Below are 13,266 nucleotides of genomic sequence, written 5' to 3' on the forward strand. Positions count from 1 at the left end.
TGATTGCCTGAGTCCAGGCATTCGCTTTTAAGATAGGCTCCGGGTGCAAGACGCACCCGGAGATAGGGGGTAAGTCGCGCTGGGTTACTTGATGCGGGGATCCAAGTCACCGGCGGCATAGCGCTTGACCACATCGTCGATGAGAACGGGTTTGATCTTGGATGCATTCCCCGCGCAACCGAAGGCTTCGTAACGCGCCTTGCAGATATCCTTCATGGCCTGGGTGGCCGCCGCGAATATCTTGCGCGGATCGAACTGCTTGGGATTTTCCGCCATCAGCTTGCGCATCGCGCCGGTGGATGCCAGACGCAGATCGGTGTCGATATTCACCTTGCGCACGCCGTGCTTGATGCCTTCGACCACTTCTTCCACCGGTACCCCGTAGGCTTCGCCGATGTCTCCGCCGTACTCGTGGATCGTCTTGACCCATTCCTGAGGCACCGAGGAAGAACCGTGCATCACCAGATGGGTATCCGGGATCCGGGCGTGGATCGCCTTGATCCGGTCGATCGCCAGGACTTCTCCCGTCGGCGGCTTGGTGAATTTGTACGCCCCGTGACTGGTGCCGATGGCGACCGCCAAGGCATCCACCTTGGTCTGCTTGACGAAATCGGCGGCTTGCTCCGGGTCGGTCAGGAGCATGTCTTCGGTGAGCTCGTCGCCCTTATCCGATTTCATGGTTTCCAAGGATCCCAGACATCCCAGCTCGCCTTCCACCGAAACCCCGCAGGCGTGGGCCATCTCCACCACCTTGGAAGTCACTTCCAGGTTGTATTCGTAACTGGAGGGCGTTTTCATATCCGGCATCAAGGAACCGTCCATCATCACCGAAGTGAATCCGGACTGGATCGAACGTGCGCACACGCCGGGATCGGCGCCGTGGTCCTGGTGCAGGACCACGGGAATATGAGGCCACTGCTCCAGCGCCGCATGCACCATATGACGAATAAAGGTCTCCCCGGCATACTTGCGGGCCCCGGCCGATACTTGCATAAGCACCGGACTGTCGACCTCCGCCGCCGCTTCCATGATGGAATGCACCTGCTCCATGTTGTTGATATTGAAGGACGGCACACCGTAGCCGTTTTCCGCGGCATGATCGAGCAATTGCCTTAAGGTAATGAGTGCCATAACCAACCTCCTTCTCTAAACGTTTATTGGTTTGCGAGAACCTCGTTGACCGTTTTGACGACGTTGTCCACGGTGAAGCCGAATTCTTTCATCAGCAGGCCGCCGGGCGCCGATTCGCCAAACCGGTCGAGGCCGATCACCTTACCACCGAGCCCCACATATTTGTACCAGCCATCGGTGGCGCCGGCTTCCACCGCCACCCGGGCGGTGACATCGGCGGGCAATACCGATTCCTTATATGCCGAGCTCTGGGCTTCGAAAATGTCCGCGCAGGGCATGGAGACGACCCGGACTTTCTTACCTTCCGCACCCAGCTGCTTGGCCGCTTCGTCGGCCAGATGGACCTCGGAACCGGTGGCGATGATGATCGCGTCCGGCTTGCCCTCGCATTCCCGAAGGATATATCCGCCTTGGCTGATGGCTTCGATCTGTTCCGGCGTCCGCTCCAAATGCGGAATGCCTTGACGGGTCAAGGCCATCGCGGAGGGACCGTCCTGACGGTTGACCGCATCGCGCCATGCGACCGCCGTTTCCACCACGTCTCCCGGGCGCCAGAAATGCAGATTGGGAATGAGGCGCAAGGAAGCGTGCTGTTCCACCGGTTGGTGGGTGGGGCCGTCTTCCCCGAGACCGATGGAATCGTGGGTCAGCACGTAGATCACCGGCAGCTTCATCAGCGCCGACATGCGGATACCGTTGCGGGCGTAGTCTGAGAAAATTTCGAAGGTCCCGCCGTACGGCCGGAAACCGCCGTGCAGCGCAATCCCGTTCATAAGCGCGGCCATGCCGAACTCCCGCACGCCATAATGGATGTAATTGCCGTCCTCATGGCTGTTGCCCGGATAGTTCAGAACCTTGCAGCCTTTCCAGTTAGTGTTGTTGGAACCGGTCAAGTCGGCCGAACCGCCCAAGAATTCCGGCAAGCTCGGAGCATAGGCATTCAAAGCGGCCTGGGAAGCCTTGCGGGTAGCCACGGTTTCGGCCTTGGAATCCACCTCGGCGATATAGGCCTGGGCGATCTGGGACCAATCCTTGGGAAGCTCGCCCTTGAGCCGGCGTTCCAGCTCCGCGGCCAACTCGGGATAATCCGCCCGATACGCTTCCATCCGTTGCTGCCATTCCTTTTCCCACTCGGCGCCTTTTTCGCGCGCGTCCCAGCCTGCGTAAATTTCCTGCGGCACCTCGAAAGGCGGGTGATTCCAACCCAACACTTCTCGCGCCAAGTTGATTTCATCGTCACCCAAGGGGGCACCGTGACATTCTTCCTTCCCTTGCTTGTTGGGGGAACCGTAGCCGATGATGGTTTTGCAGCAGATCAGAGTGGGTTTGTCGGTGACGCTGCGGGCCTCCTCGATGGCCGCTTTGACGGCGTCGGCGCTGTGACCGTCCACACCGCGCACCACGTGCCAACCATAAGCTTCGAACCGCTTGGGCGTATCGTCGGCGAACCAACCTTCCACTTCACCGTCGATGGAGATGCCGTTGTCGTCCCAGAAGGCCACCAATTTACCCAGCTTCAAGGTGCCGGCCAAGGCGCAGGACTCATGGGAAACCCCTTCCATCATGCAGCCGTCGCCCAGGAAAGCATACGTATAATGGTCGATAATGTTGTGGGCATCGCGGTTGAATTGCGCAGCCAAAATCTTTTCCGCCAGGGCCATACCGACGGCATTGGCGATCCCCTGCCCCAGCGGGCCGGTGGTGGTTTCCACGCCGGGGGCATAACCGTACTCGGGGTGACCCGGCGTTTTGGAGTGCAGTTGACGGAAATTCTTGAGCTCTTCCAACGGCAGGTCGTAACCGGTCAGATGCAAAAGCGAGTAGACCAGCATCGAACCATGGCCGTTGGACAGGACAAACCGGTCGCGGTTGGCCCACTTCGGATTACCGGGGTTGTGGCGCAGATAGTCGTTCCAAAGCACTTCGGCGATATCCGCCATACCCATCGGCGCGCCCGGATGTCCGGACTTTGCTTGTTGAACCGCGTCCATGGACAGGGCGCGGACGGCATTTGCAAGCTCTCGGCGTGAAGGCATATTCTCCCTCCCTTATCGTTTATTCATCGAAGATCATCTAGCACCTCTCCCAGAGAGGCGCAATAACCGATACATTTTAGCCCGAATCTTGGCACTATAGCCGGAATCCGTTATAAATAACAGTCAATGTTTTTTCAATTAAACATAAGAAATTCTTATTGCTACCGGCATTGATATAACATTGATGTATGAATATCACTTTACGCCAGTTGCAAGTTTTCGAAAAAGTCGCCCGGCGCATGAGTTTCACCCGGGCAGCCGAGGAATTATACTTGACCCAGCCGGCAGTCTCCATGCAGATCAAGCAATTAGAGGAAAGTGTCGGCCTGCCCTTATTCGAACGCCTGGGGAAACGACTGTTTCTCACCGAAGCCGGCCGAGAAATCTATCGCCTCAGCCGCACCATCGCGGCTCAATTGGAGGAAACCGGCCAAACCCTGGAAGCCCTCAAAGGCACCGAGGGGGGGACCTTGACGATTTCCGTGGTAAGCACGGTGCACTATTTCGCGATTCGGGCGCTCGCCAGCCATTGCCGCAAGCACCCCAAGGTCCGAATCGATCTAAGAGTCACCAACCGCAGGGGACTATTGCAGTTATTGGAGGAGAACGCCACCGACCTGGCTTTGATGGGGAAACCCCCGGCGGACTGGGATCTGATCGCCGAACCGTTCATGGACAATCCCCTGGTAGTGATCGCCCCCCACGCCCATCCCCTTACTCGGCGGCGAAGAATTCCCCTCGCCGAACTGGAAAATCAGACCTTTCTCATCCGGGAAGAGGGATCGGGCACCCGCAGCGCCGTCGAAGCTTTTTTCAACCGCCGCGGGATCGCCATCACCGGCAGCATGGAAATGAACACCAACACCGCCATCATTCACGGGGTGGAGGCGGGGTTGGGGCTCGGAATCGTTTCCTTGCATACCATCCAACGGGAACTCCAAGACAAGCGCTTGGCGGTCTTGGATGTGGAGTCGTTTCCAATCGTTCGAAAATGGTATCTTGCCCACCGCAGCGGCAAGAAACTATCGCGCGCCGCTCAGGCGTTTAAGCAATTCGTTCAACAAAACGCCTGGCAACTCATGGAAACCGGGGGATAGCAGACAAAAGCGCCCCCCTCAATCACCGCTTCGATTTCATTGCTGATTTTGATCCCATTCCCGATGATAGCTTTCGATGAGCTCCATTTCCTTTTTGGCCCCCAAAAACAGCGGTACCCGCTGATGTATATCCTTGGGCTTTAAAGCCATCACCCTCTCCCTGCCGGTGGAGATGACGCCGCCGGCCTGCTCCACGATGAATCCCATCGGATTCGCCTCGTACATCAGACGCAAACGCCCTTCCAACCCCCTGGTCTTCAGCTTGTCGTCCAAAGGATAGGTCCAAACGCCCCCGCGCATTAGAATGCGGTAAACCTCGGCGACGAAGGAAGCGATCCAGCGCATGTTGAATTCCTTGTCCAAAGGCCCTTCTTTTCCCTGCTCGCATTCTTCGATGAACCGACGAACCGGCGGCTCCCAGAAACGCCGATTGGACATATTGATCGCAAATTCCTTGGCTTCCTCGGCGATACGGATGTTGGGGTGGGTCAGAATGAATTCGCCCACGCCCTGATCCAGGGTAAAGCCATGGGCCCCGTTACCGGTGGTCATGACCAGGGTGACTGCCGGACCGTAAACGCAGAAACCGGCGCAGACCTGCTCGCTTCCCGGTTGCAAAAAGTGCTCCTCGGCCGGTTCGTCCACGCCTTCCGGGCAACGCATCACCGAGAAAATCGTACCGATGCACATGTCGATATTGATATTGGACGAACCGTCCAACGGATCGAAACAGACCAGATACTTGCCTCGATTCTGCTTGGGCACTCGAATGACCTCGTCGTTTTCCTCCGAGATCATCGCCGCCACGTGGCCCGAGCGGCGGAGGATATTCACCATGATGTCATTGGAAAGCACATCCAGCTTTTGCTGCGCTTCCCCTTGAATATTCTCCTCCCCCGCCTGACCGAGATTGCCCACCAAGGCGCCGTAACGAACCTCGCGGGCGATCGCCTTGCACGACCGGGCAATATCGCTGATCAACAGCGTCAATTCACCGGTGGCTCCGACCGCCTTGCGCTGCTCCTGAATCAAAAACTCGGTTAGGGAAATACCTTGACCTTGCATCACAACCTCCAACTTGATTAATGCCCTGGATCAGCTTCCCACTTCCAGGGTCAATGCATCTTTCACCTTAACGATCTTGAGGGCATTGGTCCCTCCGCTCACACCGGTCAAGTCTCCTTTCGTGATGACCACTTGATCCTCTTCGGTTACCGCACGGCAATCCAAAAGTTTCCTGAGCCCCGCTTTGTTGAGCTCCACATGCTCGGTGGTGTTAAACTCAAAATAAATCGGATAGACCCCTCGGTAGAGCGTTACTTTTCGGCAAGTCTTGAGTTGTCGAGTCAAGGCATAAATGGGAATCCCGGAACGAATTCGAGACATCCACTGCGGTGTGGAGCCGCTTTCGGTCATGGCGGCGATCGCCCGCACCGGCAGATGATTGGCCACGTACATGGTCGCCATGGCAATCGCCTCATCCACACGCTCGAACTGGCGATCCATCCGGTGGGATGAGCGCCGAACCTGAGGATGCTTCTCCGCTTCCAGGCACACCCGGTCCATTGCTTGCACCGCCTCGACCGGAAAGTTGCCGGCCGCGGTTTCGGCGGAAAGCATGACGGCATCGGTGCCGTCGAAGACGGCATTGGCCACATCCAGCACTTCGGCACGCGTCGGTAACGGGCTATCAATCATGGACTCCATCATCTGGGTTGCCGTGATGACCACCCGATCCAAGTCTCTGGCCTTGGAGATCAAATCTTTTTGCACCTGGGGCAAGCGGGCGTCACCGATTTCCACCCCCAAATCGCCACGGGCCACCATGATGACATCGGAGGCTTCGATGACCTCCTCCATGACACCGGGCTGAACCGCTTCGGCCCGCTCGATCTTGGCGACGATACCGGCATCACCGCCCGCCTCGCGCAGCAGTTGCCGCGCCAGATGAATATCTGCGGCACTGCGGGGAAAAGAAACCGCCAAATAATCGGCTTCGATTTCCACCGCGGTTTTAATGTCCCGCTTATCCTTATCGGTCAGGGCCTCGGCCGAAAGGCCGCCGCCTTGCTTATTGATACCCTTGTTGTTGGACAATATCCCGCCCACGTCAACCCGGCATTCCACACGATTGCCGGTAATTTTCTCGACGGTCAGGACAATTCGTCCATCGTCCAGCAGCAGCTTATCCCTTGGCTGGACATCGCGGGGCAAATCAGGGTAAACGATGCCTACTTGGGTTTCGTCGCCTTCCTCCAGAGGCAAATCGGCGTCAAGAGAAAACGATGCGCCCTCTTGCAGTTCCACCTGACCTTCCTTGAAGCTTGCAATCCGGATTTTAGGCCCCTGGAGGTCGGCGAGAATGCCCACGTAATGGCCGCGTCCTTCGGATATCTCACGCACCAACTGGGCGCGATTGCGGTGGTCTTCAGCCTTGCCGTGGGAAAAGTTGAGCCGGACGACATCCACGCCGACATCAATCAACTTTTCCAACATCTCGGGGCTCTCGGAAGCCGGCCCCAAGGTGGCGACGATTTTAGTACGCCTAGGTACGAATATATCTCCCATAAATTAGCGCGCCTCCGTCATCGCCTTGGCGGAATCCAGCATTCGGTTGGAGAATCCCCACTCGTTGTCGTACCAAGCCAGCACCTTGACCAGCGTACCGTCGATCACCTTGGTCAGGGTGGATTCATAAATGGAAGAGTGGGCGTTGTGATTGAAGTCCATGGACACCAGAGGCTCGTCGTTATACGCGAGAATCCCCTTCAATTCGCCGGCCACGGCATCCTTGATAATTTGATCGATTTCCTCCTTGGAGGTGGCGCGGGAAGCGTTGAAAGTCAAATCCACCAGGGAGACGTTGACGGTCGGAACCCGCACGGCAAAACCGTCGAACTTGCCCGCCAATTCCGGCAGCACCAACCCCACCGCCGCCGCCGCGCCGGTCTTGGTGGGAATCATGTTCTGCGTGGCCGAACGCGCCCGCCGCAAATCCTTGTGGAACACGTCGGTTAGCACTTGGTCGTTGGTATAGGAGTGAATCGTAGTCATCAGGCCGCGTTCGACCCCGATTTTATCATTGAGGGGCTTGACCAGCGGCGCCAGGCAGTTGGTGGTGCAGGAAGCATTGGAGACGACCGTATCGGAGGCCTTGAGCACTTGATGATTGACCCCGTAGACGACGGTAGCGTCCACGTCTTGACCGCCGGGCGCAGAAACCAATACCTTCTTGGCGCCGCCCTGCAGATGGGCCGAAGCCTTTTCCTTGGAGGTGAACAAGCCGGTGCATTCCAGGACCACCTCGACCCCCAAGTCCCCCCAAGGCAACTTGGTGGGATCCCGCTCGGCCAGCACTCGGATCTTGTGACCGTTGACGATCAAATAATCCCCGTCCACCGTCACTTCCCCGGGAAAACGACCGTGGACCGTATCATAGCGGGTCAAATGCGCATTGGTTTGCGCATCCCCCAAATCGTTGATGGCAACGATTTCGAACTCATCCGTCCGCCCGGACTCGAAAAGGGCCCGCAGGACATTGCGCCCGATCCGCCCATAACCGTTGATTGCCAGCTTAATCGCCATAAATGATTCTCCAAAGGGTTATACTTTCCACCCAACAAATGGGCGCCCATAATTCTGGAATTTAATGCATCAACTATAACAAACTCGGCGAAGCCACGTCCAGATGCCGCCCTTCCGCGGGACTCACCGATACATAAAATCATTACAATATCCGCCGCCGCTCCTTTTTCTTCTTTGACGGCCCTTACCGCACCTCAAGCGCCAATGGTCCGCCAACTCTTCCCGTTGTCATCGTATCTTCATCCTCTCGTAAAAATTCTGAAACCTTCCCCCCCCACAATTGCGGCTTGAGCTCGCTGGGTTAGCCGCAACGCTTTCCCTTTTTATTAAGGTCAAATTTAAGAGGACATCGCGATCATGACGTATCGAAAGATGAGCAAGACCATAGTGCTCTCATTAGGACTCGGCCTGATTTCCGGGGGCACTCATGCAATCACCATCAATCAATCTCTCAACGGTATTTGGTGGGAAGGTCAAGAGCGCTGGGGACGCGGCATCATCGTCGAGGTAGTAGACAAAGCCAATGGCCAAGAGATCGACCCGGCCCTGACCATCGACTGGTTCACTTACGACAACGGCGGCAATCAAATTTGGCTCCACGGCGCAGCACCGATCGAAAGCAGCGGCAACGCCATCCAAGTTCCGCTGCAGCGCTTCACCGGCGGTCGCTTCGACGATCAGCACCGCTTCGCCGATACGTCTGCGATCGATTGGGGCAACGCAACATTCACTTTCAATACCTGCGATTCCGCAACCGTGGAGTTCCAAGGCCAAGACGGCAACGGCAGCATGCAGGTGAGCCGGTTCTCCTCCCTCGAAGGCAGCCAGTGCGTGCATGAACAAGCCTTCCAAAGCTGCCCGGATTTCTCGCAACCCTTGGATACCCCGGGTTTCTGCCTGCTACAAGGGACCATCACCCAGGATGCGACTCTCACCAACGACATTACCTGGGTACTGCAAGGCGGCGTATTTATCGGCAACGACAACGCCAACAGCGCCACCCTCACCATCGAGCCGGGCACCCGCATCATCGGTCAGCAAGGCCCCGACTTCTTGTGGATTCGGCGCGGCTCTAAGATCAACGCCGTGGGCACGCCTCAGCATCCGATCATCTTTACCGGCACCCAAGAACAAGCACCCGGTGAATGGGGCGGGCTGGTGATTGCAGGCAACGCGCCTGTCAACGGTTGTAATGAAACCGTCGAGGTTTGCGAAACGCCCTTTGAAGCCATCACCAGCGAGCTGTTCGGCGGCAATAACCCCCACGAAAGCAGCGGGGTATTGAAATACGTTCAGATTCGCTACGCCGGCAACCAGGTTCGTCCGGACGAGGAATTGAATGCCCTCACCCTGCTCGGCGTCGGCGATGGCACTTTGATCGATTACGTCCAATCTCATGAAGGTCTGGACGACGGCGTGGAGATGTTCGGCGGCACCGTCAAACTTAAACACATAGTCCTGACCAATATCCACGACGACAGTCTGGACTGGGGATCCGGCTGGACCGGTTCGGCTCAGTTTGTCTTGGCTAAACAAAGAGAAGACGACGCCGACCGCTGCATCGAGGCGGACAACAACGAGGACGCTTTCGACAGCCAACCGCGCTCCAAACCGACGATCGCCAATATGACCTGCATCGGTTCCCCCATCAGCGGCCAGGGTTTCGAATTGCGTCGCGGCACGGGCGCCAACCTCTTTAACTCGGTAATCGTCAATTCTTCCACCTGCATTCGGGTCTCCGACGAAGCCACGTTTACCAACGCCGGCACGCCCGACAACTTGACGGGTGAGTTGACCATCCAGCACAGCTACGTGGACTGCCCGAGCAATTTCGCCGACGGCAACGGCGCCACTTTTGCGGTCAGCGACTGGTTCGCCGCCCAGGCGGGCAATGTCGCCGGCAATCCGCAATTGGACGGCTTCTTGCCCGCGGAGGGTTCGCCTCTGATCAACGGAGGCACTTCCGCGGAAGGTCTGGACCCGGCGGATTTCGTCGGCGCCTTCAAAAGCCGCTACGACGATTGGACCTTCGGCTGGACCACCGGCCTGTAAGGGCACTTTTCCCCTGCGCAAGGAGCACGGTGGCGCACGGAATGCGCCATTTTCTCTTTATGAAGATCAACGATCATGAACGGCTATTCAAACTGGAAACCTTCTAAATACCTGCTGCTGTCCGGGTTGATACTAGCGGGACTTATAAGTGCTGATGCTGCAATCGCCAAAACGCCTGACCTGGATCGGCTGGCGCAAGAATTGGCGCGGCTGCGCAGCGAAGTCAATCAACTCCAGCAGAAGCTCGACCAGGCCAAAACCCATCACCACCATCAAATGGAAGCGCTAGGCGCTCAAATCGCCCAGCTGGAGGCCGAAAAAAGGCGCCAGGTGCTGTCCGTAAAAAAACTCGAGGCCAATCTGGAAGATATTCGCCGGCAAGTGCCGGCCGATCAAGTCACCGGCGCCGAACTCGTTCCAGCCTTGCAACACGCCATCGGCGTGCTCAATGAATACATCCAATCAAGCTTGCCTTTCAAACGGAAAGAACGGCTCCAAGCAGTGGATGCAATCGCAAACAAATTAGATCAGGGGACGGTTCCTCCCAAAAAACTGGCCAATCAATTGTGGGCGTTGGTGGAGGACGAATTGCGTCTGACCCGGGAAAACGGCCTTTATCGGCAAACCGTTTCCGTGAATGGACAAAATGCGCTTGTAGATACGGCGAAGCTGGGTATGACCCTGCTGTATTTCCGTACCCCCGATGGGCGCTACGGCATGGCCCGCCGGAAAAATGAAGAGTGGCGGTTCGAAGTCACCGCCAACCCGGAAGACAGTCAACGAATCGAACACTTGATGGAATCCCTGCGCAAACAGATCCGCCAGGGTTATTTCGAACTCCCCAATCCAGGGTATCAATGATGAGGATGCGAATTTATCCCTTGAGCTTGTTGTGCTGCCTGCTGGGCATCGGTGCAGCGTACGCCGGATCGGCGTCGAATACCGCGCCGACCGCAGCACCTGAAAGTACCCCCAAAGCTGCCGGCGCACCCCCTGGCGCATCGCTGGAAGCAGTCTACAAACGGGAGTTCGCTTTTTTGGATACCCAGAAAAAGGAGCTCCAACGCCTTCTGAATGAATTCGCCGCGACCAGTGCCGCCGACGAACGCCGACTGGATCGCAAAATCTCGGCCCTGCAAAACCGCATCATGGAAATATCCCTTCAAGCCAAGCGGCTGGAAAAATCCATCATCGAAGCGGAACAGCACAACAGCCAAATCCAGGAAAACGAATCGCTGCTGGAGATGACCTTTACCCAAGCTGAGACCAGCCTTGCCGATTACGGTCTCTCGAGCCAGGAAATGAAAAACAGCGAATTGAGCGATGCCGACAAGCTCGCCCAACTATTCGATCGCGCACAGCAAGCGCTGATTAAAAGCGCCGGCTTGCATCAGCGAGACGGGAAATTTTTCCTGGAGGACGGTACGGAAGTGCCGGGCCGCTTGATCTTTGTCGGCAATATCGCCGCCTACGGAGTCAGCCCATCCGGCAGCGGCCTATTGATACCGGCGGGAGAAGGTCGCCTGAAATTACTGAATAAGCCGGGCGGCGCAAAAACCGCTAACGCCCTGGCCGAAGGAGAATCCTTATCCCATTTCAGCCTTTTCCTGTTCGAAAATCTGAACAAAGCCGTGGAAATCCAGGCCGAGAAAACCTGGAGAGGTATTTTGAACGACGGCGGACCGATCGCTTGGATTATCGCCGGACTGGGCGCTTTAGGCGGGCTGCTGATCCTGGTTCGCTTGGGGATCATTATCGGTGCCGGAAGAGGCGGAAAAAAACAGGTGAACCAGGTATTGCATGAAATGGCCCAGGGCGACAAGGATCAACTCCTGACGACACTCCCACGTGCCCCAGGCGCTTACGCGAGGGTCCTGGAGGCGAGCATCGCCCATCTGCAGATGCCGGAGGATGAATGGGAGATCGCCGTTTCCGACGCACTGCTGCAACAATCGGTACGTCTCGATCGCTTTTCCGGATTGATTCTGGTGATCGCGGCGGTGGCGCCTCTTCTGGGGCTGCTAGGGACAGTCACAGGGATGATTTCCACTTTCGACGTGATTACCCAATTCGGAACCGGCGATCCCAAGCTGTTGGCGACCGGGATTTCCATCGCCTTGATCACGACCCAAGTGGGCCTGATCGTCGCCATCCCCACCCTGCTTTTAGGCAATGTGCTGAACGGTTGGAGCAGTAGCTTAAAAAACGACCTGGAATTGGCCGCGCTGGGTGCCCGCGAGGCGGCCCAGGACCATACTTCTCCGGCGGAGTTGGAAGAAACCCTCGCTGAAGAAGAAGCCCAAGAAGCGCCTAGAACAGCGTTTGCCGGAACATGAGTCTGAACTGGAATACGCTCTGGGGGCTTATCGCTTCCTATTTGGAAGCCGGCGGCTGGGTCATGCCGGTGCTGGTGGTCATCCTGTTCCTGCTCTGGTTCAGCATCGGCTATCGCTTCATGCTCCTGCGCCGCGGCACTCGCATGAGTCTTGAATCCCTCTGGCAATCCATTCGCCAGGGACGGCCGATCCGCGGCGACGGCGTCTTGACGGAAACCGGACGTTTGGTCGCCCAAATCCTGCAGCGCCACCCGGAGCGCCTCGGTCAACTGGATTATCTGTTCAAGACGCTGCAGGGCCGGCTCAATCGATTCGAGATTCTGGCCAAATCCCTGGTGGTCACCGCGCCGCTGTTGGGACTCCTGGGAACGGTTTCGGGCATGATCGAGACCTTCGATTCCCTGGCCGAAATGGCCTTGTTTCGTCAATCGGGCGGTATCGCCGGCGGCATTTCCAAAGCGCTATTCACTACCCAGATGGGCCTGGCGGTAGCCATCCCCGGATACTTTCTCCTGGCGGTGCAACAACGCAGGCAAAAGAATTTGGAAAGCGAGTTACTGCGTCTTCAGGACTTGATCCATGAATCGCTGCATGAAGGATCGTCTCAAAATCATTAAAAATTATGCGTAGATTAAGACAAGACACCGAACAAGAAAGCCGCGTCGACATCTCCCCGCTGATCGACGTGGTCTTCATCCTGCTGATTTTCTTCGTGGTAACCACCACTTTCGTCAAGGACATGAACCTGGACATCAACCGTCCGTCGGCCTCCAGCGCCACCATGGCTCCCAGCAAGGCGGTTCGCATCTATATCGACAACCAGGGCGCGGTATACATCGACGAGCAACCCGTCCGGGTTTGGATGGTGCAAAGCAAGGTGCGAACGCTGCTCAGGGAAGGCAGCGAAGATGTATTGGTCGTCACCGATACCGAAGTTCCCGCCGGTCGCCTGGTGGAAGTCGTCGACCAAGCGCGTCTGGCGGGCGCCCAAAACGTGGGCGTGGCCACTCAGCAGGAGGCGGGCTAATT

11 protein-coding genes are annotated in these 13,266 nt (G+C 57.1%); 6 read left to right on the forward strand and 5 right to left on the reverse strand.

Annotation, left to right across the window (positions count from 1 at the left end; translation table 11 throughout):
* Positions 1–84: 84 nt before the first annotated feature.
* Together fba and tkt are read right to left on the reverse strand one after the other, a co-directional pair.
* Positions 85–1,131 (reverse strand): class II fructose-bisphosphate aldolase, encoded by a 1,047-nt coding sequence (fba, locus tag H035_RS0110995; protein ID WP_022949025.1) that lies wholly within the window; start codon positions 1,129–1,131, stop codon positions 85–87.
* A gap of 23 nt (positions 1,132–1,154) precedes the next feature.
* Positions 1,155–3,167, reverse strand: coding sequence for a transketolase (gene tkt, locus H035_RS0111000; RefSeq protein ID WP_022949026.1), 2,013 nt, complete (start codon positions 3,165–3,167; stop codon positions 1,155–1,157).
* A 188-nt stretch (positions 3,168–3,355) separates the two neighbouring features.
* Between tkt and H035_RS0111005 the strand changes: the two genes are divergently transcribed.
* Entirely contained in the window at positions 3,356–4,264 is a 909-nt protein-coding gene (locus H035_RS0111005; RefSeq protein ID WP_022949027.1) for a LysR family transcriptional regulator, read from the forward strand.
* A 36-nt stretch (positions 4,265–4,300) separates the two neighbouring features.
* Here H035_RS0111005 and H035_RS0111010 read toward each other — a convergent pair whose 3' ends face one another.
* The 3 genes from H035_RS0111010 to gap are packed head-to-tail and all read right to left on the reverse strand — an operon-like array spanning position 4,301 to position 7,849.
* A complete protein-coding gene (locus H035_RS0111010) occupies positions 4,301–5,329 on the reverse strand; it encodes a class 1 fructose-bisphosphatase (RefSeq protein WP_022949028.1) in 1,029 nt (342 codons plus the stop codon).
* Positions 5,330–5,359: 30 nt separating this feature from the next.
* Positions 5,360–6,832 (reverse strand): pyruvate kinase, encoded by a 1,473-nt coding sequence (pyk, locus tag H035_RS0111015; RefSeq protein WP_022949029.1) that lies wholly within the window; start codon positions 6,830–6,832, stop codon positions 5,360–5,362.
* Between the two features lie 3 nt (positions 6,833–6,835).
* Positions 6,836–7,849 carry a type I glyceraldehyde-3-phosphate dehydrogenase gene (gene gap, locus H035_RS0111020; protein ID WP_022949030.1) on the reverse strand — a complete coding sequence of 338 codons (1,014 nt, stop codon included), beginning with the start codon at positions 7,847–7,849 and terminating at the stop codon, positions 6,836–6,838.
* Positions 7,850–8,206: 357 nt separating this feature from the next.
* Here gap and H035_RS0111025 point away from each other — a divergent pair, with 357 nt between their 5' ends.
* The 5 genes from H035_RS0111025 (at position 8,207) to H035_RS0111045 (ending at position 13,264) form a co-directional block, all read left to right on the forward strand.
* Positions 8,207–9,901 (forward strand): hypothetical protein, encoded by a 1,695-nt coding sequence (locus H035_RS0111025; RefSeq protein WP_040574400.1) that lies wholly within the window; start codon positions 8,207–8,209, stop codon positions 9,899–9,901.
* A 75-nt stretch (positions 9,902–9,976) separates the two neighbouring features.
* On the forward strand, positions 9,977–10,762 hold the full coding sequence (locus H035_RS0111030) for a DUF3450 family protein (RefSeq protein ID WP_022949032.1): 786 nt from the start codon (positions 9,977–9,979) through the stop codon (positions 10,760–10,762).
* A gap of 5 nt (positions 10,763–10,767) precedes the next feature.
* Complete coding sequence (locus H035_RS20850; protein WP_022949033.1) at positions 10,768–12,237, forward strand: MotA/TolQ/ExbB proton channel family protein; 1,470 nt, start codon at positions 10,768–10,770, stop codon at positions 12,235–12,237.
* A complete protein-coding gene (locus H035_RS19345) occupies positions 12,234–12,854 on the forward strand; it encodes a MotA/TolQ/ExbB proton channel family protein (RefSeq protein ID WP_022949034.1) in 621 nt (206 codons plus the stop codon). Before H035_RS20850 ends, H035_RS19345 begins: the two co-directional genes overlap by 4 nt.
* 5 nt (positions 12,855–12,859) lie before the next feature.
* Positions 12,860–13,264, forward strand: coding sequence for an ExbD/TolR family protein (locus H035_RS0111045; protein WP_022949035.1), 405 nt, complete (start codon positions 12,860–12,862; stop codon positions 13,262–13,264).
* Positions 13,265–13,266 lie beyond the last annotated feature (2 nt).

Source organism: Methylohalobius crimeensis 10Ki, from assembly GCF_000421465.1.
Lineage (GTDB): Bacteria > Pseudomonadota > Gammaproteobacteria > Methylococcales > Methylothermaceae > Methylohalobius > Methylohalobius crimeensis.

Excerpts from the sequence above, each read along its gene's own strand:
- fba (WP_022949025.1), bottom strand. The coding sequence starts at position 1,131 with ATGGCACTCATTACCTTAAGGCAATTGCTCGATCATGCCGCGGAAAAC.
- tkt (WP_022949026.1), bottom strand. The coding sequence starts at position 3,167 with ATGCCTTCACGCCGAGAGCTTGCAAATGCCGTCCGCGCCCTGTCCATG.
- H035_RS0111025 (WP_040574400.1), top strand. The coding sequence starts at position 8,207 with ATGACGTATCGAAAGATGAGCAAGACCATAGTGCTCTCATTAGGACTC.
- pyk (WP_022949029.1), bottom strand. The coding sequence starts at position 6,832 with ATGGGAGATATATTCGTACCTAGGCGTACTAAAATCGTCGCCACCTTG.
- H035_RS0111010 (WP_022949028.1), bottom strand. The coding sequence starts at position 5,329 with ATGCAAGGTCAAGGTATTTCCCTAACCGAGTTTTTGATTCAGGAGCAG.
- gap (WP_022949030.1), bottom strand. The coding sequence starts at position 7,849 with ATGGCGATTAAGCTGGCAATCAACGGTTATGGGCGGATCGGGCGCAAT.
- H035_RS0111005 (WP_022949027.1), top strand. The coding sequence starts at position 3,356 with ATGAATATCACTTTACGCCAGTTGCAAGTTTTCGAAAAAGTCGCCCGG.
- H035_RS20850 (WP_022949033.1), top strand. The coding sequence starts at position 10,768 with ATGCGAATTTATCCCTTGAGCTTGTTGTGCTGCCTGCTGGGCATCGGT.
- H035_RS0111030 (WP_022949032.1), top strand. The coding sequence starts at position 9,977 with ATGAACGGCTATTCAAACTGGAAACCTTCTAAATACCTGCTGCTGTCC.
- H035_RS0111045 (WP_022949035.1), top strand. The coding sequence starts at position 12,860 with ATGCGTAGATTAAGACAAGACACCGAACAAGAAAGCCGCGTCGACATC.
- H035_RS19345 (WP_022949034.1), top strand. The coding sequence starts at position 12,234 with ATGAGTCTGAACTGGAATACGCTCTGGGGGCTTATCGCTTCCTATTTG.